21 protein-coding genes are annotated in these 23082 nt (G+C 64.1%); 11 read left to right on the forward strand and 10 right to left on the reverse strand.

All coding sequences use genetic code 11. The features are described 5' to 3' along the window. Positions 1 to 88: 88 nt before the first annotated feature. Positions 89 to 937 (reverse strand): LysR substrate-binding domain-containing protein, encoded by an 849-nt coding sequence (locus AC1DK4_RS10345; RefSeq protein WP_441614033.1) that lies wholly within the window; start codon positions 935 to 937, stop codon positions 89 to 91. Positions 938 to 1040: 103 nt separating this feature from the next. Here AC1DK4_RS10345 and AC1DK4_RS10350 point away from each other — a divergent pair, with 103 nt between their 5' ends. Continuing rightward, positions 1041 to 1688 carry a LysE family translocator gene (locus AC1DK4_RS10350; RefSeq protein ID WP_441614074.1) on the forward strand — a complete coding sequence of 216 codons (648 nt, stop codon included), beginning with the start codon at positions 1041 to 1043 and terminating at the stop codon, positions 1686 to 1688. A 163-nt stretch (positions 1689 to 1851) separates the two neighbouring features. On the opposite strand, the gene AC1DK4_RS10355 is transcribed toward AC1DK4_RS10350, so the two are convergent. From AC1DK4_RS10355 to AC1DK4_RS10370, 4 genes are all read right to left on the reverse strand, one after another. Next, a complete protein-coding gene (locus tag AC1DK4_RS10355; protein ID WP_441614034.1) occupies positions 1852 to 3012 on the reverse strand; it encodes an MFS transporter in 1161 nt (386 codons plus the stop codon). Then, a complete protein-coding gene (locus tag AC1DK4_RS10360; protein ID WP_441614035.1) occupies positions 3009 to 4364 on the reverse strand; it encodes an MFS transporter in 1356 nt (451 codons plus the stop codon). The genes AC1DK4_RS10355 and AC1DK4_RS10360 overlap by 4 nt, the downstream gene beginning before the upstream one ends. A gap of 59 nt (positions 4365 to 4423) precedes the next feature. After that, a complete protein-coding gene (locus tag AC1DK4_RS10365) occupies positions 4424 to 5185 on the reverse strand; it encodes an SDR family NAD(P)-dependent oxidoreductase (protein WP_441614036.1) in 762 nt (253 codons plus the stop codon). An 87-nt stretch (positions 5186 to 5272) separates the two neighbouring features. Further along, a complete protein-coding gene (locus AC1DK4_RS10370) occupies positions 5273 to 7030 on the reverse strand; it encodes an FAD-dependent oxidoreductase (protein WP_477131506.1) in 1758 nt (585 codons plus the stop codon). A gap of 172 nt (positions 7031 to 7202) precedes the next feature. On the opposite strand from AC1DK4_RS10370, the gene AC1DK4_RS10375 reads away from it, so the two are divergent. Then, the gene (locus AC1DK4_RS10375; protein WP_441614038.1) at positions 7203 to 8009 is read left to right on the forward strand and encodes an IclR family transcriptional regulator; all 807 of its coding nucleotides are present in this window, start codon (positions 7203 to 7205) and stop codon (positions 8007 to 8009) included. Between the two features lie 193 nt (positions 8010 to 8202). Here AC1DK4_RS10375 and AC1DK4_RS10380 read toward each other — a convergent pair whose 3' ends face one another. Next, a complete protein-coding gene (locus AC1DK4_RS10380) occupies positions 8203 to 9129 on the reverse strand; it encodes a LysR family transcriptional regulator (protein ID WP_441614039.1) in 927 nt (308 codons plus the stop codon). A gap of 103 nt (positions 9130 to 9232) precedes the next feature. On the opposite strand from AC1DK4_RS10380, the gene AC1DK4_RS10385 reads away from it, so the two are divergent. Genes AC1DK4_RS10385 through leuD form a run of 3 tightly spaced genes read left to right on the forward strand, consistent with a single transcriptional unit; the run spans position 9233 to position 12270 of the window. After that, the gene (locus tag AC1DK4_RS10385) at positions 9233 to 10195 is read left to right on the forward strand and encodes a tripartite tricarboxylate transporter substrate binding protein (protein WP_441614040.1); all 963 of its coding nucleotides are present in this window, start codon (positions 9233 to 9235) and stop codon (positions 10193 to 10195) included. Positions 10196 to 10214: 19 nt separating this feature from the next. Then, the gene (leuC, locus tag AC1DK4_RS10390) at positions 10215 to 11633 is read left to right on the forward strand and encodes a 3-isopropylmalate dehydratase large subunit (RefSeq protein WP_441614041.1); all 1419 of its coding nucleotides are present in this window, start codon (positions 10215 to 10217) and stop codon (positions 11631 to 11633) included. Beyond that, on the forward strand, positions 11626 to 12270 hold the full coding sequence (leuD, locus tag AC1DK4_RS10395) for a 3-isopropylmalate dehydratase small subunit (protein WP_441614042.1): 645 nt from the start codon (positions 11626 to 11628) through the stop codon (positions 12268 to 12270). Before leuC ends, leuD begins: the two co-directional genes overlap by 8 nt. A gap of 91 nt (positions 12271 to 12361) precedes the next feature. On the opposite strand, the gene AC1DK4_RS10400 is transcribed toward leuD, so the two are convergent. Continuing rightward, positions 12362 to 13246 (reverse strand): LysR family transcriptional regulator, encoded by an 885-nt coding sequence (locus tag AC1DK4_RS10400; protein ID WP_441614043.1) that lies wholly within the window; start codon positions 13244 to 13246, stop codon positions 12362 to 12364. Between the two features lie 233 nt (positions 13247 to 13479). On the opposite strand from AC1DK4_RS10400, the gene argC reads away from it, so the two are divergent. Then, positions 13480 to 14412 carry an N-acetyl-gamma-glutamyl-phosphate reductase gene (gene argC, locus AC1DK4_RS10405; RefSeq protein WP_441614075.1) on the forward strand — a complete coding sequence of 311 codons (933 nt, stop codon included), beginning with the start codon at positions 13480 to 13482 and terminating at the stop codon, positions 14410 to 14412. Positions 14413 to 14564: 152 nt separating this feature from the next. Here the strand turns inward: argC and AC1DK4_RS10410 are convergent, their stop codons facing one another. Then, entirely contained in the window at positions 14565 to 15995 is a 1431-nt protein-coding gene (locus AC1DK4_RS10410; protein ID WP_441614044.1) for a DUF2252 domain-containing protein, read from the reverse strand. A 307-nt stretch (positions 15996 to 16302) separates the two neighbouring features. On the opposite strand from AC1DK4_RS10410, the gene AC1DK4_RS10415 reads away from it, so the two are divergent. The 5 genes from AC1DK4_RS10415 (at position 16303) to AC1DK4_RS10435 (ending at position 20967) form a co-directional block, all read left to right on the forward strand. Then, the gene (locus AC1DK4_RS10415; RefSeq protein ID WP_477131507.1) at positions 16303 to 16833 is read left to right on the forward strand and encodes a hypothetical protein; all 531 of its coding nucleotides are present in this window, start codon (positions 16303 to 16305) and stop codon (positions 16831 to 16833) included. Positions 16834 to 17044: 211 nt separating this feature from the next. Beyond that, positions 17045 to 19030, forward strand: coding sequence for an alkyl/aryl-sulfatase (locus tag AC1DK4_RS10420; RefSeq protein WP_441614046.1), 1986 nt, complete (start codon positions 17045 to 17047; stop codon positions 19028 to 19030). Between the two features lie 42 nt (positions 19031 to 19072). Beyond that, a complete protein-coding gene (locus tag AC1DK4_RS10425; RefSeq protein ID WP_441614047.1) occupies positions 19073 to 19267 on the forward strand; it encodes a response regulator transcription factor in 195 nt (64 codons plus the stop codon). A 110-nt stretch (positions 19268 to 19377) separates the two neighbouring features. Further along, positions 19378 to 19671 carry a hypothetical protein gene (locus tag AC1DK4_RS10430; protein WP_441614048.1) on the forward strand — a complete coding sequence of 98 codons (294 nt, stop codon included), beginning with the start codon at positions 19378 to 19380 and terminating at the stop codon, positions 19669 to 19671. Positions 19672 to 19938: 267 nt separating this feature from the next. Further along, positions 19939 to 20967, forward strand: coding sequence for a YeiH family protein (locus tag AC1DK4_RS10435; RefSeq protein ID WP_441614049.1), 1029 nt, complete (start codon positions 19939 to 19941; stop codon positions 20965 to 20967). Positions 20968 to 21073: 106 nt separating this feature from the next. Here the strand turns inward: AC1DK4_RS10435 and AC1DK4_RS10440 are convergent, their stop codons facing one another. Together AC1DK4_RS10440 and AC1DK4_RS10445 are read right to left on the reverse strand one after the other, a co-directional pair. Beyond that, a complete protein-coding gene (locus AC1DK4_RS10440; protein ID WP_441614050.1) occupies positions 21074 to 21937 on the reverse strand; it encodes a hypothetical protein in 864 nt (287 codons plus the stop codon). A 137-nt stretch (positions 21938 to 22074) separates the two neighbouring features. Then, the gene (locus tag AC1DK4_RS10445; protein WP_441614051.1) at positions 22075 to 22971 is read right to left on the reverse strand and encodes a hypothetical protein; all 897 of its coding nucleotides are present in this window, start codon (positions 22969 to 22971) and stop codon (positions 22075 to 22077) included. Positions 22972 to 23082: the final 111 nt, after the last annotated feature.

Genomic DNA, 23082 nt, shown 5'->3' on the forward strand with positions numbered 1-23082 from the left:
CCACGAAAGTAGCGATCGTCACGGGCGCCAGTCAGGGCGTCGGGCATTCGGGCGGATCGTGTCGATATCCGGCCATTGAACGACCGATCTAGCCCCTCATTTCAGCCAGAATCTGCTCGGCGAGAAAATCACACGGCGGTCGGCCGGACTGTGCGCTGCGGGCAAGCACGACCTCGAGTTCGTCCAGGGGCGGCAACCCTTCGTTCTGGGATAGCTGGACAAGGTGCCCCGGCACGCTGCATCTTGCGAGGGGCGCTATCGCGAGCCCCGCTTCTACCATGCTGACAAGGCCCAGCAGACTCGGGCTTTCGTAGGACATCCGGTACTTGATATTTTCCCGCTGCAGCGCGCTGATGGCATGGGCACGCGCGGTGCTGCCATGTGCGAAGACGGCGATGGGCAGCGGGCGTTCTTTCCATACTTTCCTTGCGGCCGACCCGGCCCACACCATCGGCTCGAACCGGATGAATTCGCCCGCGATGCCCCTTGTTTTCGTGATGCAGGCCAGGTCCAGCGTATTGTCTTTGAGCAAGGGAGCGAGCGCACTGCTGGGCAGGCCGATGACCCGGATTTCGACACGCGGGTGAGCAACCGCGAACTTTCCCAGAACCTGTGGCAGCAACGATGAAGCGTAGTCGTCAGGAACGCCGATGGTGACCCGGCCCTTTATCTCCGGGCGAACGATCGACGCCCATGCTTCCTCCCGCATGGCAAGCATTCGGCGGGCATAGTCCAGAAGCGTCCTGCCCTCTGCCGTAATCGCCACGTTGCGGGTGCTTCGCACGAAGAGCGGTTTTCCCAGCGCTTGTTCAAGCGCCTTGATCTGCATGCTCACCGCCGATGGCGATCGATGCACGGACTCCGCACCCCGAACAAATGAACCTGTATCGGCGACCGCCACAACCATTTCAAGAACGTCCAGATCGAGCTTCTTCATTTTGGTCAGAAAAGCTGAGCAATGGATTCAGTTTAATGCGTTTTACTTGAGTATGCATCGGACCGATACTGCTTGGGATGACCACTTGAACGAGCCCACAAAAATGCACGGTACGGTATCGATTTACGGATTTCTGGCGGTCGGCGGAATGCTTGCCGTGACACCGGGTCCGAACATGATCTACGTGATGTCGCGCTCGATTGCGCAAGGACCTGCGGCCGGCCTGATATCGCTTGCAGGCGTCATGCTCGGATACCTCGTCTATATGTTCGGGGCAGCATTCGGCATCACGGCGCTTTTCCTGAGGGTGCCTTATGCAGGCAGCGCGTTGGGTGCGGTGGGCGCCGTGTATCTGTTCTATCTGGCGTGGCAGGCCGTGAGGCCTGGGGGCCGTTCGCCTCTGGAGGTTCGCGATCTGCCTCGCGAACAGCCTCGCCGGCTCTTCGCGATGGGCGCAACGACTAGTTTGCTGAATCCCAAGCTCGCGATGGTCTTTCTGTCGCTCCTGCCGCAATTCATCAACCATCAGGACGGCAGCGTGCTGAGGCAATCGCTCGTGCTCGGTTCGTCGCTGATTGTGGCATTCGCATCGGTCAATGGCTTTGTGGCGGTCTGCTCCGGCAGCATGGCGAGGTTCCTCTCCAGCCGCCCGGGACTTCTGCTTGCTCAACGCTGGACTATGGGCGTTGTTCTGCTTGCCCTCGGCGCAAACATGGCCATCGATGCATTGAAGTCGGGAGGCTTCTATTGAGCTACGTCGCAAACCAGGTCGAGAGCGGCCGCCTGGTCGGAGACGATCAGTGGCCGAAACTGGCTGCGGATTCAAGCGGTCGATACAACGAGTTGATGGAATCGTTGGTGGGCCGGTGTATCGAAGTTCAGGGTTTTCCGCGGGCGTTCATTGTGCCGCCTGGCTATCCGGGGCGGTGACGGGGAGCGTCCGCGCGGAGCCGTGCGCCGAATGCCAGGCCGAGAACGGGAAGGGCCACGGCGGCGGCGGCGAACAACCATCGCGCTTCCAGCGTTCCGGCGACGGCCGCGGCGCCGCTCATGCCGATCGCCTGTCCCAGGAACAGGCTCGCGGCAAACAGCCCGACCGCCGTGCCGCGCGATGGCGGGAACACCTCGGTCGCCTGCGTTTGCAAGGTGTTGTGAAGCATGTAGAAGCCGAGTCCGCCGAGGAAGCATCCGGGGACGCTCCATTCCCACCGTGGTCCGAGCGCCACGATGGCAAAGGCTGCGCCCAGGAGCATGCCGCCGAGGGCGGCCAGCGCATCAGGCCCCAGGCGCCTGAACAGCACGCCTGAGACCGCCACATAGGCCAGGCCACCAGCACCATACATCGCCATCACGGCGCCGGCCGCGCCCAGGCCGAGCCCGAAGCGGCCGTGCAGGTAGGTCGGCACGAAGGCAAATCCCGCCAGGGTGAACAGGCCTTCGATTGCCGTCACTGCGAACAGCAGCCTTGCGCGCGGCTGACCCAGCACGCTGCGGAACTGCTCCCCGAATGAACGCCTGGCAGCCAGGTGGGAGACCAGGCCCGAGCCCCGCGTCCGCACGGCGAGCGCGGCAACGCCAGACCCCGTCGCCAGCACCCAGAAGACAACGCGCCAGTGCAGCCAGTCGGCAAGCAGGCCGGACATCCACTGGCCACCGATCGTCCCGCCGATGGTCGCGAGGAAGAAGCGGGCAAGCACCTGCTGCCGGTCCCTCGCCGGAACCGTATCGCCGATCATCGCCATGCTCATGGGGATGACCCCCGCCGCTGCGGCGCCCGAGAGTCCCCGGGCCAGCGCGAGGGCGGGCATGGTCGGGGCCACGGCGGCCATGACATGCGCAACGGCGCAGCCGGTCAGCGCCAGCGTGATGACGCGAAGCTTGCCGAAGCGGTCGCCGAGCGGGCCAAATACGAGTTGCATCAGCCCATAGGCCAAAGCGAACGCGGAGATGGACCACGCTGCCATGCCAACGGGTACGCCGAAGTCCGACGATAGCGCCGGAAGCAAGGCGTCACACGCGCGCATGGACGCCATGCTCATGGCCGCCGCAATGGCGAGAGGCCCGAATCGCCTCACTCCGCCACCCTTGCCATCGGATAGGCGTGCCGGGGCTTGGCGATCATGAATACCGTCCCCGCCGCGAGCAGCGCCGGCACCGCGAGCAGGCCGAATACATCGCCGAAGCCCCAGCCAAGGCCGAGGAGGCCCGCACCGATAAAGGAGCCCGCCATGCCACCGATGCGCCCGATGCCCTGCATCCACGCCACCCCGGTGGTGCGTGCCTCGGTCGGATAGAGGCTTGCGGCGTAGGTGGACATCGAAGTTGCCGCGCTCGTGACCAGGGTGCCACAAAGGAAAAGCGAGATACCCAGGAACTCCGGATGATCGACACCGCGTCCCACCACGATGACGAGCACGGCGGCCAGCAGGTACGCCACGACGATGGTACGGTTGGCATTGAAGCGGTCCATGAGCCAGCCAGCAGCAAGGTTGCCCAGCAGGCCACCAAGGGGAAACAGGGAGGCCAGCAGCGCGCCACGTTCCACGCTGTATCCGGCTTCACGGAACAGCGTCGGCATCCAGTTCGTCATCAGGTAATAGATCACCAGACCCATGAAGCACGACAGCCAGAGCATGACGGTGCGCCGCCGGTATCCTGCCGACAGGATGAGTGCAAGAGCCGAAGCCTTTCCCGCCTTGCCTGCCGCAGCCATCGGCGCGACGAACACGCAGTGTTCGAGCGTTTGCCGAGGCGCAATGCGCTTCAGGATGCGCGCGATCCGCTCGGGCGCCCCGTTGCGCACCGCCAGGAACTGGGCCGACTCCGGAAGCAGCGCAAGCAGCAGTACGGCGAGTACCAGCGGCGCGATGCCGCCAGCCGTCAACACGCCGCGCCAGCCGAAATGGGGAATCAGCCAGGCCGATGCCGCGCCGCCCGCCACCAGTCCACCGGAGAAGCCGCAATACATGGCATTCACCGCAAGGGAGCGCAGACGCGACGGCGCGTATTCCGACATCATCGTGATGGTCGTCGGCATGGCTGCGCCGAGTCCGAGGCCGGTCAGGAAGCGCAGGACGGTCAACGTGCCAACGGTTTGCGCCTGGGCGGCAACGAGCGTCCATCCTCCGAAGCATGTGACAGCCGCCACCAGTACCGCCTTGCGGCCAACGCGATCCGCCACCGGTCCCGCGAAGATCGCGCCCAGGCTCAGCCCAGCCAGTGCGGCGCTCATGACGACACCGAGTTCACCGCGGGCGATGCCCCATTCGTGCGCCAGCGACGGAGCGATAAAGCCGATGGCCGCCGTGTCGTAGCCGTCAGCCGCCACGACGAGGAAGCAGAAGGCGAGGACCAGCCACTGGCAGGGGGAAAAGCGTTCGGCGTCGATGAAGGACTGCACGTCGATCGTGCGGGATGCCTGTTTCATCGTTTGTCTCCTGGATGGGCGGGCAAACGCGATGTCCGCGCCTGCCTCGTTTGTGAGGGTCAGGCGGCGAGGTATCCGCCGTCCACGGGCAGGGTCACGCCGGTCACATAGGTGGACATCGACGAAGCGAGGAACAGCACCGCGCCCACCAGCTCTTCGGGTTGCCCCACCCGGTTCATCGGGATACGGGACATGAAGCGTTCGAGCTTCGCCGGGTCCGTGCGCGTGGACGCGGTCATGGGCGTGTCGATGACGCCCGGCGCAATGGCATTGACGCGCACACCGTCGCGCGCGAGGTCGGCTGCCAGCGACTGGGTCAGCATCTTCACCGCGCCCTTCGAGGGCGAGTAGCCGAGCGTGTTCGGCTGGCCCGAGAACGACGCGATGGAGGCGACGTTGACAATGGCGCCACGGGTCTGTCGCAGGGCCGGCAGCCACGCGTGGCAGACGTTGAACGTCCCTTCGAGGTTGACCTTCATCACCCGCTGCAGGTTGTCCAGCGCATGCTCGCTGTCGATGCCCTGGCGAATCAGGATGCCGGCGTTGTTCACCAGCACGTCGACGGGGCCGACGCTGGCGGTGATCTCTTCGGCGACGGCACGGCACTGCGCGGCATCGGTCACGTCCAGCGCGCAGGCACGCGCCGCGTGGTTCCGGGCATCGATCATCGCCGCCGTCTCATTGGCATTGGCTTCGTTCATGTCGGTGACGACGACCGTCGCGCCGGCCTCGGCGAGGCCGATGGCGATGGCCCGGCCGTTGCCCTGGCCCGCGCCGGTTATAAAAGCGACCTTCCCGGTCAGGAGTTGAGGAATCAGCATGATTGCAATCCAGGGAAATTCAGGGTGAACGCCGCCACGCGGCCGCCGCAATGCGGCCGCGTGGGTGACAACAATCGGGCAGGGAGTTCAGTGCATGGCCAGAGGCTCGCGCGCGGAAGCCGCGCTCGCATTCGGGGGCGTGGCCTGAGAGTGATCGGCGATGTGGTTGCCCGCGACATAGCCGAAGGTCAGGCCCGGGCCGAGCGTGATGCCCGCACCGCTGTACTCGCCGCCCATGATGCTTGCCGCGTCGTTGCCCGCTGCGTAGAGGCCGGGGACTGGATCGCCGTCCAGGGAGACGACCTGGGCGTGCTCGTTCGTACGGATGCCCATGAAGGAGCCAAGGTCGCCCGGTACGAGCTTGAGCGCATAGAACGGACCGTTGGCCAGCGGCGCGACGCAGGGATTTGGCGTGTGCAGCGCATCGCCCTGGTAGCGGTTGTAGGCTTTGCTGCCRCGCCCRAACTCGGGRTCGCGSCCGTACTGCGCCGYTTCGTTGTACTGGCGAACGGTGGCGGCGAGYGTCGCCGGTTCGATACCGACCTGCTTCGCAAGGTCCTCGATGGTCTTGCCGCGCTTGAGGTAGCCGTTGCGCAGATGCGGCCCGAGCGGCATCGGGAACGGCTTCACGAAGCCGAGGCCGTAGTGCCGGATCGCCGCATGGTCGGCGATCAGCCAGCACGCCGTCTCCGGCTTGCCCTTCGAGGCGGCGATCATCGCCTGCACGAGATCGTGGTACGAGTTCGCCTCGTTGGCAAAGCGCTTGCCATCCAGGCTGACGGCAATCACGCCTGGTTTCGCCCGGTCAATGAAGTGGGGCATGATGCCGGTCGTGCCGTCCTTGCGCGGCACGAGCGACATGGGCGTCCACGCGGCGGCATTCGACAGGTTCTTGTCGAACACGCCGCCCACCGCTTCGGCCATGCGCACGCCGTCGCCCACATTGGTCTGCGGCGTTGGCGAGAAGTGGCCGTGGCCTGCCTGCACGTGCGGGTAGGTCTCCTTGCGCCGCTCGAGGTCGTGCGGAAACCCGCCGCTGGCCAGCACCACACCGTGACGCGCCTTTACGCTGATCCGCTGGCCGTCGCGCTGAAGCACTGCGCCCGTGACGCGCCCTCCGTCCTGCAACAACGCCACGGCAGGCGACGACAGCCATACCGGGACCGACAGGTCGGCCGCCGACTTCGCGAGTCGCGCGGCCAGCGCATTGCCGTTGGTCAGCGTCATGCCCCGCCCGTACTTCATTACCTCCAGGAAATGCCTGGTCAGGCGTTTGGTGACATACCAGGCGGACGCCAGCGATCGCGTCACCCGCATGAAATGAACGATCTCCTTGCCGGAGCCGATCGTCACACCGAAGACGGTCAGTTCCGGCAGCACGGGGCCGAGGGTCTTGAGCAATGGGCCGAGTTCGCGGGCGTCGTACGGGCGCGTCACCATCGAGCGGCCGCCTTGCGCGGCGCCGGGCGCCTCGGCGTGGTAGTCCGGGAACGTTAGCGGCATGTCGAACTGGACGGCGGTCTTCGACATGAAGAACTCGATCGCTTTGGGGCCGTTCGCCAGGAAGGCGCGTACACGCGCCTCGTCGAACCCGGCGCCGGCCTGGTTCCGGATATAGGTCAGCGCCTGGTCCGGTTGTTCGTGATGGCCGTATGCCTTGGCCAGATGGGTGTTCGGCACCCATAGCCAGCCGCCCGAGCGGGCCGTCGTGCCGCCGTAGTAGCTCGCCTTCTCGGCCACGATGACCTTCAAGCCCCGGCTGGCGGCGGTAATGGCCGCGGACATGCCGGCGACGCCTGATCCGATGATCAGAACATCACATTTTTCCTGTTGCAGTGCAGACATCGACTTCTCCATTCAAGTGCGGGCGGTATGGCCGCCAAGAGCGGCGCCGCCATGATTGCTAGATTAGTACTAGCGCGCTTGAAATGATCTACTAGTTAACCCTACGCTTACGCATTAGATAATGTCTAGTGTTATACTGCGCGCACTAACCATCTCATGGCAGGGACATACCGTGGACCAGACCGACCAGGCACCCGAGCCACCCGAGCGAGAACGCCGCGGCATCCAGTCGATTGAAGTGGGGGGGGAAATCCTGAAGGTGCTGGCCTCCGAGGCCAGGCCGATGGCGCTACGCGATCTCGTGAAGGCGGCAAACATGCCGTCCGGCAAGATCCATCCGTATCTGGTGAGTTTCGGGAAGATCGGACTCGTCGCCCAGGACCCGGTCACGGGTCGCTATCTGCTCGGCCCGATGGCCATCCAGCTCGGGCTGACCAGCCTGCAGACGCTCAACCCCATCCGCGAGGCCACGCCGTTCGCCGAAGCGCTGTCGGAAGAAACGTCGCACGCGGTCGCGCTCGCGGTATGGGGAAACCTCGGGCCGGTCATCGTGCGGCTCATCGATGCGTCCTATCCCATCCACACGAATATCCGAACCGGCACGGTCATGTCGCTCGCCAATACGGCAACCGGCAGGATTTTCTCGGCGTTCCAGCCGCGCCAGCTCACCGAGAAGCTGTTGCTGGACGATCGCGTACGGCTCGGCCCCGATATCGCGCATCCGCTGGACGCTGCCATTGTGGAGGAGATGATCAAGGAAGCGCGGGCGCGCCACATGTCCCGCAGCATCAACCATCCCACGCCAGGGATCGTTGCCTTTTCCGCGCCCGTGTTCGACTACTCGGGAAACATTGCGCTGACGATTACCATCATGGGGCCGACCGGCACGGTCGATACCGATTGGGACGGCCCGGTTGCCAAAGCGCTGGATGCCTGTGCGCAGGCAGTTTCGAAGCGCCTTGGCTACCGGGCCAAGTAGCGGTGCTTGCGAGGGGAATCGTGCACGCTGCCGAGCGAACAGGCGTTCAGCTTCGTGTGGCTGACCGTCGGCATGGCATGACCGCTGCCGATTCCAACGTAGCCGGCTATCTGTCCCCAAGCGGTATCCGCATTACGTCGCATACGCGAGCCTGGCGCCGACGTGAGTGATGCTCTGGAAGGTAATACCAGTACTACCAGTGACCGTCCGAGCCGCCGGAAGCTGGACCACGGTGATCGGCGAAGCGGTCCAGCAGGAAGTCCACGAGAACCCGAACCTTGTCGGGGCGATTGCTCTGGGCCGGAAATACGAGATTGATATCCGCCGGTGTGAGCTGCCATTGCGGCAGCACCCGGCACAACGCGCCGCTTCGCAGGTGCTCCGCGACGTCCCACTCCGAGCGTACGATCAAGCCTTGACCATCGAGCGCCCAGGCCAACGCGGACTCTCCGTCGTTTGTGCTCATGGTCCCGCGGATCTTGACGGTTTCCTGCTGCGCGCCGTTGCGCAAATGCCAGGTACCAAACGTCTCATCGCTCTCACGGATGAAAATGCAGTTGTGCCGGGACAGGTCGCGCGGACTTGAAGGCTCGCCGCTTGCTTCGATGTAAGACGGTGCGGCACAGACCATGCGGCGGTTGTTGGCCAGTAGCCGACCGGTCAGTCGCACATCCGGCAGTTCTCCAAAGTGGACCAGCACGTCCAGACCCTGCTCGACCAGGTTCAGCGAACGATGGCTCAGATAAAGCTGCACCTCGACTTTCGGAAACTTCCGCGTGAATTCGGAGAGGGCCGGCGCGATATGCCTTCGTCCGAATCCCAGTGTTGCCCCGATTTTTAGCAAGCCGTGCGGCGTACTGCTGCTTCCCGCAATGGTGCGCTCAAGGGCTTCCATCTCCGCATGAATTCTGGCGCCTTCGACCAGGTAGCGCTCCCCCTCGGGCGTCAGGCTGATGCGTCGCGTGGTCCTGTGCAACAGGCGGACACCCAGACGGGCCTCAAGGCCAGAAAGCCGCTTGCTGACGGCCGGTGGCGTGACGCCCAGTTCCTGCGCGGCCCCTGCAAGGCTTCCGTGCCGGTTGATCAGCATGAAAAACGCAAGGTCGGAGAAATGGTCCATTGGTGAACTACAGGAACGAAAGAAGTGAATAACTATGAATTATGCGTCATGTGGTAACTGATAGGATGGTTTCCATAACGATTCATACTCACAGGAGACGCCCATGAAGTTTGCCCATCTCACCGCAGCGCTGATTTGTGCCACGTTCGCTGGCACTGCGGCTGCGCAATCCTATCCTCAGCGACCGGTCCGGCTCATTGTGCCGTACGCGCCGGGTGGAAGCGCCGACATCGCCGCGCGTCTGGTATCTGACACTTGGGCGAAAAGTCTGGGCGGCACCATCGTGGTTGAGAACCGGGCCGGCGCCGGCGGCAATATCGGTGTCGATGCGGTCGCGAAAGCCGCCCCCGATGGCTACACGATCGGACTGCAAACGGTCTCGCTCGCCATCAACCCGGGCCTGTTCCCGCGCATGCCGTACGACACGCTGAAGGACCTTGCGCCGATCGGCATGGTCGCCAGTTCGCAGCATGTCCTGGTGGTCAACAACAATGTGCCCGCCAGGAACCTTCAGGAACTGATATCCGTTGCGAAGGCAAAGCCCGACAAGCTGACCTATGGTTCGGCAGGCAACGGGAGCACGTTTCATATGTCCGCAGAACTGTTCAAGTCTGTGGCAAGCGTCTCTATCGTCCACGTCCCTTATCGCGGCGGTGGCCCGGCCCTGGTTGACACGATCGCCGGTCAGGTCGACATGAGCTTCCCGGTGGTTTCCGCCGCCCAGCAACATGTCCAGAGCGGCAAGCTCCGGGCGCTGGCTGTCACCGGATCAAAGCGCTCCCCACTGCTTCCCAATGTCCCGACCGCAGCCGAGGCGGGCCTGTCCGATTACACGTTTGAAACCTGGTTCATGGTGTTTGCGCCGGCGGGCACGCCGAAGCCTGTCGTAGACAAGTTGAACGCCGCACTGAATGCCGCGCTGGCATCGCAGGCGGCCAGGGACCGGATGCTCAAGGAAGGCTTCGAGGCGACGCCGAGCACGCCCGAGGCGGCGCGGCAACGCCTGGAAAAGGAGATGCCCATGTGGGCCAGATTGATCAAGCAGCGCGGCATCACCGCGGAATGATCCTGAAAGAGGTATAGCAATGACCCCGACAACCCTGTACCAGAAGCTGGTCGACTCCCATACGGTCGCCAGAATTGATGAAGACAACGTTCTGTTGTATTGCGACCTGCACCTGATGAATGAGTACACCAGTCCTCAGGCATTCCATGGGCTGCATGAGCAAGATCGCGGTGTGCTGATCCCCGGGCAAAACGTCTCCGTCGTCAGCCATATCATTCCGACGCACCCAACGGCGATCCGGGTGATCGCGGATCCCGCCTCCGCCCTGCAGGCCACGAACCTCCGGGACAACTGCAACCGGCATGCGATTCCGCTGTTCGACACCAACGACACGCTGCAAGGGATCGAGCACGTGATTGCACCGGAGCACGGGATGATCCGGCCGGGCATGGTGGTGATCTGCGGCGACAGCCATACCACGACGTATGGCGCGCTCGGCGCCCTGGGCTTCGGTATCGGGACCTCCGAGGTCGAACATGTGCTGGCGACCCAGACGCTGGTCTATCGGATGGCAAAGACCATGCGCATCCGCGTAGACGGGAAGCTCCCGGTCGGCACGACCGCCAAGGATCTCATTCTCAGGATCATCGGTGCGATCGGCGCGCAAGGCGCACGCGGGTATGTCGTCGAATACTGCGGATCGGCCATTCTGGATCTGAGCGTCGAGGCACGCTTCACGCTCTGCAACATGACGGTGGAAGCTGCGGCGCGAGGCGCGTTGATCGCGCCAGATGCGGTCGCCACCGATTACGTGCTGCGCCGTGCGGTGGACATCGAAGGCCCGCAACGTGAAGATGCGCTCCGATACTGGGCAAGCCTGCAAAGCGATGCGGGCGCCCTGTTTGATATGGAGTATGTGTTTGACGCGAGCGATGTCGAGCCCTATGTGACCTGGGGAACCAGCCCCGACCAGGTACTACCTGTTTCCGGACACATTCCATTCCCCGAGGATCAGATCGACGAAGTCGAGCAGCGGTCGGTTGAACGGGCGCTTGCGTACACACACCTGACGCCCGGGGCGGCGTTGGAAGGCACGCCGATCCAGCATGTCTTTATCGGATCCTGTACCAACGGACGCATCGAGGATCTCAGGGCCGTGGCGAACGTAGTCCGCGGCAAGAAGGTGGCCGAAGGGGTCAGGGCCATGGTGGTACCCGGCTCAGGCGCGGTCAAGGCTCAGGCCGAACGGGAAGGCATTGCCGACATCGTTACCGCCGCGGGATTCGAATGGCGCCAGCCGGGTTGTTCGATGTGCCTGGCAATGAACGATGACGTGCTCGCCGACGGCGTTCGCTGCGCTTCCACCACCAATCGCAATTTCGAGGGCAGGCAAGGACGCGGGGCCATCACCCACCTGATGAGCCCGCCCATGGCCGCCGCCGCGGCGATCACCGGAACGATCACCGACGTCCGAAAGCTGGAGACTTCCCATGTCTGAGTACACGCACATCACTGGCAAGGGTGCGGCGATCCGCATCGAAAACCTCGATACCGACCAGATCATCCCGAAGCAGTTCCTGCGGGGCATCGACAAGACTGGCCTGGACAAAGGCATTCTCTATGACCACCGCTTCGACGCCACCGGCGCACGCCGTCCGGACTTTGTGCTGAATCGCCCGGAGTACGCCGGCACCGGCATCCTCATCGGCGGAGCGAACTTCGGCTGCGGATCGAGCCGCGAGCACGCGGTATGGGGACTGCAGCAATTTGGCATTCGCGCCGTCATTGCACCCAGCTTCGGCGAGATCTTCTATTCGAACGCCATGAATAACCAGCTTCTGCTGGTAATGTTGCCGCGGGAAGCCATTGAGCAGTTGATGAACGACGTGGACGCGAATAGCGGCAACGTGATCACGATTGATCTCGATGCGATGCGGGTGCGGACACCTTCAGGGGAGTATCCCTTTGAGCTGTCCGCGAGGCACCGCCGCATGTTCCTCGAGGGGCTGGACATCATCGGCCTCTCCCTGAAGCACCGTGGCGAGATTGAGGAGTTTGTCGGGAAGTACTGGTCCAGCTTCCCCTGGACAAAAAACGTAGCCAGACAAACTCGAGACCGGCTTGGGTCTACCTGAAAAGGACGACTTCGCTTGTCGCGAGTCGGGTGGGTGCCTCGCACAACTCGCACAACTCGCACAACAGCCGGTCGGCGTGTGGCCAACGGCGCTACCCCGCCCGTAGCGCCCACAGGGCCTCCAGCACGTATTCCGTGGCACGTTCTACCCGTTCCGCGCTGTGCGCCAACCCCAGTCGCCGCCACAATGCCGGCCGCAGCGGCCGCATCACCACGCGCGCATCCGGCGCCGGCGTGGTGACCTCGTGTGGCAGCAGGGCCGCGCCATAGCCGGCCGCCACCAGGCTCTTGATGGCGTCGTTGTAGTTGAGCTGGATACGCGGCGCCGGCCTCTGGCCACCGCTGGCGAACCACTCGGCGGTCAGGCGCGACAGGCGCGTGGTGCCGTCATTCAGGATCAGCGGGCGCGTTGCCAGCCAGGCCGGCGTGATGCGCGCAGGGCAGGGCCAGCTCGCTGGCAGGAAAGCCCGCACAGGATCCCGCCGCCAAGGGCGGATGGTCAGCCCCGCCACGCGCGCCTGTGGCAGGGCCACCAGACCGATCTCCAGCGTGCCGGCGGCCAGCCGCGCCAGCGTCTCCTCCGAGGTGAGCACGGCCACCTGCACGTCGATGTCGGGGTGCTGCTCCGCCAGCATGGCCAGCGCCTGCGGCAGCAGGTGGGCGATGGCCCCGGTCGAGGCGCCGAGGCGCACGCGGCCGGTCAACCCCTGCACCTGACGCTGCACGTCGTCCAGCGCAAGGTCGGCATCGGCCAGCAGGCGGCGGGCGCGATCGACCAGTGTCTCGCCAATCGACGACGGACGCACCTCGCCGCGCTTGCGCGTCAGCAGTGGCGCGCCGACGCGGGCTTCCAGCTCGGCAATGTGCAGGCTGACGGTGGGTGGAGCCAGGTGCAACGCGCGCGCAGCTTCGGCGAAGGAACCCAGATCGGCGATGGCGACGAGGGTACGCAGGCGGTCCAGGCTGATCTCGCGCATGGGGCGGAACTCCGGTCAAGGGCGTAAATGCTGACGAGGATATCGTTCAGGATTCGTGAATTTCATCGTCATGAAATTCAACTTTTCCGATTCTATCCGGTGGCGCAAGATGGCGCTTCCATGATCGCGCCACACCCGCGGCCGCACCAACGCAAAGCTGATGCCGAACCGGCCGGGGCCGCCACTTTCACGTCACTTCCGAGGATCCATCCCATGCGCTACCGCTTGTTTTCATCGACGGCGACCAGGGCACCACCGGCCTGCAGATCCATGAACGCCTGCGCGGACGCGACGATCTGCGCGTCCTTACGCTGCCCGCCGGCCAGCGCAAGGATGCGCGCGCCCGCGCCGACGCCATCAACGGCTGCGACATCGCCATCCTGTGCCTGCCGGACTCCGCCGCACGCGAGGCGGTGACGTCCATCGTCAATCCTGCGGTGCGCGTGATCGACGCCAGTTCGGCACACCGCACGCAGGCCGGCTGGACCTATGGCTTTCCGGAGATGGCCGCCGGCCAGGCGCAGCGCATCGCGGGCGCGCTGCGCGTCAGCAACCCGGGCTGCTATCCCACCGGGGCGATCGGCCTGCTGCGCCCCTTGGTGGAGGCCGGCCTGCTGCCGCACGACTACCCCATCGCCATCCACGCGGTGTCGGGCTATTCGGGGGGCGGCCGCGCCGCCGTCGATGCCTACGAGGGACCGGAGGCCACCCGGGCCCTGCCGTTCCAGGTCTATGGCCTGGGCCTGGCGCACAAGCACACGCCTGAAATCCAGCAGCACGCGGGCCTGGCACGGCGCCCCGCCTTCGTGCCGGCCTACGGCGCCTTCCGGCAAGGTATCGTGCTGACGGTGGCGCTGGAGCTGGACCTGCTGGCATCCGGCACGGACGTCGACAGGCTGCACGCCTGCCTGCTCGACCACTACGCCGACGCCCGCCATGTCGAGGTGATGCCGCTCGCCGAATCGGCCGCCGCCACGCACCTCGACCCGCAGGCGCTGAACGGCACCAACGACCTGCGCCTGGGCGTGTTCGCCAACCGCGAGCACGGGCAGGTGCTGTTGGCAGCGGTGTTCGACAACCTCGGCAAGGGTGCCGCGGGGGCGGCAGTGCAGAACCTCGACCTGATGCTGGCCGGGGTGGCGGCGGAGGTTCGCCGGGCCGCCTGACCTCTACCCAGGGTAACGGCGGTCGCCGCAGCCGGGCGAGTTCACCGTATCGCCGTCCAGGCGCGTCACTTAAGGCGGCGCAAGCCTCGGCGTCGAGATAAGAAGCGGGCCGGCAGCTTGTCGGCTTCCGGCCCGATGATGTCCCATGCAGATCAGATGTCCTCGATCGTCGCCTGGATGCGTCCCTCCCGAATCGCGGCGAGAAACGCCCGGAAATCGCTCCGGTTCTGTGATGCGTATTCGGTGGCGAACTCGCCGATCGCGTCATCGAAGGTCTGGCCGGAGCCCATGTAGCCCGCCATGACCGCGGCGTCGCCCGTCCGCGCGTGCGCACGGGCCAGGGCATGGGCGCACATCCGGCCGTACTGCCTGAGCATGCCGCTATCCCAGTCCTCGATGACGGCCGACATCTTCATATCGCGCAACTGCCGGATGTAGAAGTCCCGACCATTCTTGCCCCGGGTCCAGCCCAGGAACACGTCGCTGGCGGCCTGCATCAGCCGCTGGCCCACAATCACGCGCTGGCCGTGATTGTCGTACACGCTCTTGCCAGCATAGGGCTCCAGCACCGACGCCCGCGCCTCCTTCACCTGCAGGAACAGCGGGTCGTTATCGGCCGCCATGAACAGGCACACGGCGCACATCGTGCCGACACTGCCGACGCCGACAACCTTGATGGCCATGTCGAAGAAGTGAAAGCGGTCGAACAGCACCCGCGTATGGTCGGGCAGGCTCTCGCGGTACCGCGCGATGGCCTCCTCGTAGCCCGATGACAGGCCGGGCGCCTGTTCTTCAGACGGATGAAAGATCAGCGGCGGCTCGTCCTTGATCCTCGGATGCAGACCTTCCTCCACGACAAACTTCGGATACAGGTGGTCGGGTACCGACTTGCGCCGTTCCGCGGCGATGCGTTCGGCCAGCCGCTTGCGCGTCATCTCGACGATCTTGGGATCGCCGCTACGGTCCTCGTACTTCTGCAGGTCGATGCGGTCGTACCAGACATCGAGCGCGCGCATCCCCGCGTAGTTTTGCATTCGCTCCCGGTACTCGCGCACGGAGTCAGTCGCCACGCGTGCCGCGTCGCTCCTGGGTAGTGCCAGATGGTCGGCCGCGATCACGATGCTGGCCGTGAGTCGCTTCAGGTCCCACTCGAAGGGAGCCGGAAGGGTCTCGTCGAGGTCGTTGATATCGAAGATGACATTGCGCTCCGGCGTGGCAAATCCGCCGAAGTTCATCAGGTGCGCGTCACCGCAACTCTGTACGCGAATGCCGCTGGAGGGGGCGGTTGCCAGGTCGGCTGCCATGATCGCGGCCGCGCCCCGGTAGAAGGCAAAGGGCGAGGCTGACATGCGGCCGAAGCGGATCGGCACCAGCTCCAGTATCCGGCCCGTGTTCGATGCGTCCAGCAGTGCCACCGGATCCTTGCGATTGCGCGCGGCCTTCCAGCCGGATTGGGAAGAGCGCGGCACATCATCGCGCAGGGCCCGGCCTTTGGCGGCGCGCTCGTCTGCGGTGAGATAGATCGATGCGGAAGTCGGTTGGCCACCCTTCTGGGTGCGTTTCTTGTTGTCCGCCCTGGCCATGGATCGTCTCCTTGTTGTTGGGCATACGTGGGCACATCCCGAATGGGCGGCACTTGCACGCAAGCCCATACGGGACGCAAACGCGGCGAAGCAGAGCCCCACGCATGCGCCGGCGACTGGCCGGCGCTGATGGCGGTGAGCATCATCGCTTACTCAAGGTTAGGTGCAATTCAATCGCATCGCGGGCAAATTACCGCGCTGGGCCGGGAAAGGTGTCCTATTGTGTCTTGGCATTGGCAAGGCTCGATTGTGTCGATTGCGGCACCTTGGGTGGGCCGGGCCGGTGCATTCACTTCAGGAGACTGCGATGGGTAAGCTGGCTGCCACACTCAAGCATGAATTCATGGAAATGCTGCCGCCGACGATCTTCTTCTTTATCGCGCTCCACGTCGTGGCGATCATCCGTGCCCTGATGCTCCGCGGCACAGGGGTCTCGCTGCCTGCGTCGGCCTCCGTCCTCCTTGCTGCACTGATCCTCGGCAAGTCGGTGCTCGTTGCCAACATGCTTCCGTTCATCAACCGCTTTCCCGAGAAGCCGCTGATCTGGAATGTCCTCTGGAAGACGGCGATCTACATGGTGGTGGCGTTGTTCGTGCACTACCTGGAACGCCTCTACGACTACTGGAAGGACGCTCCTGGCCTGGCCGCCGCCAACCACCAGTTGCTCGTTGGAATCAACTGGCCGCAGTTCTGGGCGATCCAGATACTGCTCGTGACGCTAATCCTCAACTATTGCGTGATCGCCGAGCTGGGTCGCKTCTTGGGCCGGGAGAGGCTCAAGGCGATCTTCCTTGGTCCTCTGCCGCGGAGCGTCGTGGAGAGGAGTGCCAGGCCATAAAGCCACGGCTCGGCGATACGCATTTCACCCGCCGGTTTGCCGGGTGCACATGTGCGGCATGCGGCATGGGCCATGCGATTCAATTCAGAACGCGTAGCGAAAAAATTCACTTCTGTTTTCACTTGCCTTGGCAGAGTATTTTTCAGCACTCGGCAACGCCAGCGCGTGCCCGTTCGAGGTGCCCTCAAACACATTGGAACAGGGGTAAGGAATGACCACGGATCGCAACGTACTGGCCAGAGGCGTTGCGCTGGCCGCGGCCGCCGCCTTGTTGCACGCCGGCCCGGGCATGGCGCAGGACGCGCGCAAGGACGCCACCAGTGCTACCAGGGCCGCCAACCAGAAGCTGCTTGGCGAGCTGCCTTTCGCCGACCGCTCGGATTTCGATGACGCGCACCGCGGCTTTATCGCGGCGCTGCCGGACGCCATCATCAAGGGTACGTCGGGGAACCCGATCTGGAATCCGCAGCAGTACGCCTTCATCAAGGAGGGATCGGCCGCGCCTGGCACCGTCAACCCGAGCCTCTGGCGGCAGGCGCAGCTCATCAATATCAGCGGGCTGTTCCAGGTCACCGATGGCATCTATCAGGTCCGTAACCAGGATCTGTCGAACATGACCATCATCGAGGGCAAGGAAGGGATCACGGTGGTAGACCCGCTGGTCTCGCAAGAGACGGCAAAGGTCGCCATCGAGCTCTACTACGCCAACCGGGGCCGCAAGGCGGTCAAGGCGGTTATCTATACGCACAGCCACGTCGACCACTACGGCGGCGTCCGCGGCGTGGTGGACGCGGCGGATGTGGCATCTGGCAAGGTCAAGATCTACGCGCCGGAAGGCTTCCTCGAAGCGGCCGTCGCCGAGAATGTCATGGCGGGTAATGCCATGAGCCGCCGCGCCAGCTATATGTACGGAAACCTGCTGCCGCCCGACCCGAAGGGCCAGGTGGGCGCAGGGCTGGGCACCACGACATCTGCCGGCACCGTGACGCTGTTGCTTCCCACCGAAACCATCACCAAGACGGGCGAGAAGCGCACGATCGACGGGCTGACCTATGAGTTCCTGATGGCGCCGGGGTCGGAAGCGCCATCGGAGATGCTCTGGTATATCGAAGAGAAGCGCGCAATATCCGCCGCCGAGGACTGCACTCACACACTGCATAACACCTACTCGCTGCGTGGCGCCAAGATCCGCGAACCGTTGCCGTGGTCCAAGTACCTGAACCAGGCGCTGACCATGTGGGGCGCCAAGGCAGACGTCATGTTCGCCCAGCACCACTGGCCGACCTTCGGGCGCGAGAACGTCGTCAAGCTACTGCGCCAGCAGCGCGACCTGTACCGCTACATCAACGACGAAACGCTGCATCTCGCCAACCAGGGCGAGACGATGGTCGAGATCGCAGACAAGTTCAAGCTGCCGCCGGGCCTTGCGCTGATGTGGGCCAACCGGGGCTACTATGGCTCGGTCAGCCATGACGTCAAGGCGACCTACGTGCTCTACCTCGGCTGGTTCAACGGAAACCCGGCCACACTGGACGAGCTGACGCCGGCGGAAGCCGGCAAGCGCTACGTCGAGTTCATGGGCGGCGCCAACGCTGTGCTGGCCAAGGCAAGGCAGTCTTACGCCCGCGGCGAGTACCGCTGGGTCGCGCAGGTGGTCAACCACGTTGTGTTCGCCGATCCGTCGAACCAGGCCGCCAAGGCCCTGCAGGCCGATGCGCTCGAGCAACTCGGCTACCAGGCCGAGTCCGGCCCGTGGCGCAACTTCTACCTCAGCGGCGCCAAGGAACTGCGCGAGGGCGTGAAGAAGCTGCCGACGCCGAACACGGCCAGTGGCGATACAGTGAAGGCGATGACGCCGGAGATGTTCTTCGACTACCTCAGCGTGCGCGTCAACCGCGCCAAGGCAGCCAACGCTCATGTCGTGCTCAATGTCGACCTCGGCAAACCGGAGGGGACCTACCTGCTGGAACTTGAGAACGGCGTGCTCAATCACACTGCGGGCGTGCAGGCGCAGCAGGCCGATGCCAACATCACGATGTCACGCGATACGCTGAACGGCGTCATCCTGGGCCAGACCAAGATGGCGGATGCAGTAAAGAACGGTAGCGCGAAGGTCACCGGCAACCAGATGAAACTGGACGAGCTGGTGAGTTACCTCGATACGTTCGAGTTCTGGTTCAACATCGTGACACCGTAATCAGGAATTGGCGCGGCTGGCGGACCGGGCGATCCGGCGCCGGTGCTGACGCGCCGTGAGCTGGAAGTCCTTGCGCTGCTGGAGCAATCCATGTCCAACAAGCGGATCGCACTGACGCTCAATATCAGCGTACAGACCGTGAAGTGGAACCTCAAGAAGATCTTCGTCAGGCTGCAGGTGTCAAGCCGCTACGAGGCCATCATCGCGGCCCGCAAGCTGGCGCTCTGTGAGCGTTGACGCGCACGCGTGGCATCAGCCCACGAAGCGCCGGTCAACGCTCCAAATTGACGCGCCGAAAGATCAGGTGCAACCTTCCATCATCTTCCTCCCCCGCACCGGAGCCCGCCATGACCTCCCAAGAATTCCGAGCGTTCAAGGCAAACCTGGCGATGTTGCTACGCGACATGCCGATCGGAACCACGGCCGATTTCTCCGACGTGGCCGTTGCCTACTGGGATGGCACCCAGGTGATCGGCGCTTATTTGCGCGACGGCGGGCGGCTGGATGAGGACTTCGAGTTCGACCGGAACGCGTGTGAGAGCTGGCACGACGAACTAGTCGGCTGGCAGGCCAACCCGACCTTCACCGAACGCGAGGAACTGAAGGGCAGCCTGCAGCACCCCGGGCAACGCGCCGCCTGACCGCAGCACCTCGCCAGCATGTCTGGTGGTGCTGGCACTGGTCCAGGATGCCGATGCGATGTGCTTCAGGAGCGGCTCACCATCGACGGTGGCATGGAATGCAAAGTCGTTGGCATCCGTTGCATGGCGGGCACCGGGTCCCGTGTCGCATGCTTGCTAACCGGGAACTTGCAGAGTGTGTCCGCCAGCGCTTCCCGGTTTGCCAAAGTTAGCGGGCCTGATACCGAGATGGGTGGCGAACGTCGTCGACCCGTCGGAGAGACATCCATGTCCGTGAAATTTCTGAATCCGAGCTTGTTAAGTACGTTCCGGGGCAATCTGCCCGGCATGGTCATCAGCGCGGTGGTAACAGTCGCAGCCATGTCGCTCGCCTCGCATTACCAGGCGCCGGTGATGCTGTTCGCCTTGCTATTGGGTATGGCGCTGAACTTCCTGTCCCGAGAATCCTCCACTGCTTCCGGTATTGACTTCAGTGCCAAGCAGGTGCTTCGGCTGGGGGTGGCCTTGCTGGGATTACGCATCACTGCCTCGCAGGTAGCGGCGCTGGGCTGGCACTCCGTTGCCATGGTCGTATTGGCGGTGGCGCTGACCATATTGTGCGGCATCGTGCTGGCCCGAATGATGGGGTTCCAGACGTTCTTCGGCTTGCTCACCGGGGGTGCCGTGGCGATCTGCGGTGCTTCCGCGGCGCTGGCCCTGTCGGCAGCCATGCCACAGCATCCGCTAAAGGAGCGCGCGACGCTGTTCACGGTAATTTCCGTGAGCACGCTATCGACGGTCGCGATGGTGCTATATCCGATGCTCGCGCAACTGTTGGCCCTGCCTTCTTTGCAGGCCGGAGCCTTTATTGGCGGAACCATCCATGACGTGGCCCAGGTCGTGGGGGCCGGCTACAGCATCTCGCATGAAGCTGGTGATGCGGCTACGCTGATCAAGCTGATGCGCGTGGCCATGCTGCTGCCGGTGATCGCGCTGGCAGCCTGGTTGTCGCAGCGGCATCAGCGGGCACAAGGGGAAGCCGGAAAGGGGCCGCGCCCGCCGCTGCTGCCATGGTTTGCCGTGGCCTTCGCGGTGCTGGTGGCGATCAACAGCACAGGCTGGTTGCCTCCGGGGTTGGTAAAGGCGGGGCAGTTTGCTTCGCAGTGGTGCCTGGTCATGTCCATGGTGTCGATCGGCATGAAGACCCACCTCAAGGATATCCTGTCCGTAGGCTGGAAGCCGGTGGCGCTGATGGTTCTCGAGACGCTGTTCCTGGCCGTGCTGTTCTACGGCATGCTGGTGGTGGTGCGATTCTAGTTTGGCAACCACGGGGCCTGGCGTCGCGGACCGCATTGTCCGGCAAGGCCGCCCATGCGTGCGCGCCAGGGCGATAGAGAGGAAGGGATAACCCAGGCGAGTCACGCTAGAAGCTGACACCCAGTGAAAGGATCGCGACCTGATCGGATGAGCCGGGATTGAACCAGTAAAAGCCTGCGGTGAACTTGCGCACCGTGACCTGTAAAAAGCCGCCTCGCTGGAGATCGCGGCTCCCCCCGTAGATCCGGGTACGCTGGGCGACGACACCGAGTCTCAGCCATTCGATCGGGCGGAATCCGAGTTCACTCCAGGCATAGAGATAGCCCGATTCGTCTCCATGTGGATTCAAGTATTCGGCTTCGATGTAGTAGTCGAACTTGCGTATGGCCACGCTGGCCTCGAGTCCGCCGATCACACCATGCGTGGAGCCTCCCACGAATCCGACGATAGGCGTCGCCTTGAACTGGACGGATTCGCCTCCCGAGAATGTCCAGCCGATGAATGCCGACTGCGAGTGCTTCGCCTCGTAGTTGGTTCTTGCCTCGAGGTGGAGCTGCGATTTTTCCGCAATGAAGATACCGCTGAGGTAGTCGCCGCTCTCACGCGGCATGTTCCAGTAGCCTGTCGCCGAGAAAGTCCACGGTGCGCCGGCAGGCTGTGCTGCGCCGTCCGGCGCGGGCTGGGGCGGTTCCTGTGCGCGGACACCGCCCACGGCCAGCGTGGTGGCCAGCAACATGGAGGCGGCTCGCATCCGAGCCACCCAGCGAGTTCCTGACGGCAATTGCGAGGGAGAGGCGCCGGCCGTGTCCCGCCGGCGTGCGAACCAGGAACATGACCGCGTCAACCAGCTCCCGGGCCAGCCCATCTCGGAGACCCGGTCCACCACGTCCGGCACCGGCTCGCGCATCGGCGCATCCTCCGGCGGCGCGGTCGCGCCCGCGCCGATAGTTGTCTTGGGTGCATCTGCCACGGAGAACTCCCGGACGCTGCATCGATGATCGGACAAAGTGACAGGGGCCAGTTCTGGCTATTTCCCCCGGCTCCGACAAAGTGTCCCGCGTGCCAACAGGCTCCCCGAAACGGTGTCTTCCTGAAAGGGCGAGGGGCTCAGAAGCGAAACACGGCACTCAGCATGGGCCCCTTGAGTGTCAGCCTCTGCACCAGGTCGTCGCCACCCAGATAAAAGGTCAGGTAGCGGTAAGTCAGTTGCACATCGCCCCATTTTGCTGCGTACGCCGCCCCTCCGGATGCCTGCACCGTATATCTGGCGGAGCCGGCACCGACGTCCAGGTAATAGGGCATGTACCATCTGCCCGAGTCGCCAAGTCGGATACGCCCGCGAACACCGATGATGCCGTCGATGATATTGGCCGTCTGCGACAGGCTCCCGTCTTTCGCAAGCGTCGCGCCTTGTTCCGTGAACGTGGCAGACAGTGTCCAGTTCGCGTTCGCGCTCAGGTTCAGGTACCGAAGCCCGCCGAGTGGTTCGATCGTGCCCCAGGACACGCGCTGCCCGGTATAAGCGACAGCAAGTCCGAACAGGCCACCGCTCAGGCTGCTGCCTGTTCCGGTTGTCACATCGCGCGGTATGACAACCCTGGCACCGTTCCCCGCGCCGACGGCATTGACGGTGGTCTGTTGGTGACCGAAATCCAGATAGGCAGCATCGGCCAGGATCGTCCAGTTTCCCTTGCTGGCCTCGGCCTGCAACATGAGCAGGAACTGCAGATTCTGGAGATAGCTGTCCGGCCCCGTTCCCACGTCGAGTCTGCCACCTCCGGTCGAAGACGATCCGGAGAAGCCGAAGGCTCCGCTCACATTGGGTAACCAGAGGTATGGCCCGATCGCAAAACGCCATCCATTCGCATCCGGCGATTCCGCATGAGCCAGGCCGGCCGCGATTGCAAGGACGAGAGTGACACCCAGACGGTTCCTGCCGGGCTTCGCAAGCCGCTTCTTGCCATAATCCGCGTCGGGCAGAACGCCTTGTGGTGCGTTTTCCATGCTTTACGCCTCCGCTCTTGGATCCGAACCCCAAGCCGATCAACACGCAGACACAGACGCCCGCGTCAGTCGCCTGCCCCATGGATGCTTGCCAGCGCCGCCAGACAATGC

It is taken from the genome of Cupriavidus sp. 05N38, assembly GCF_056397345.1.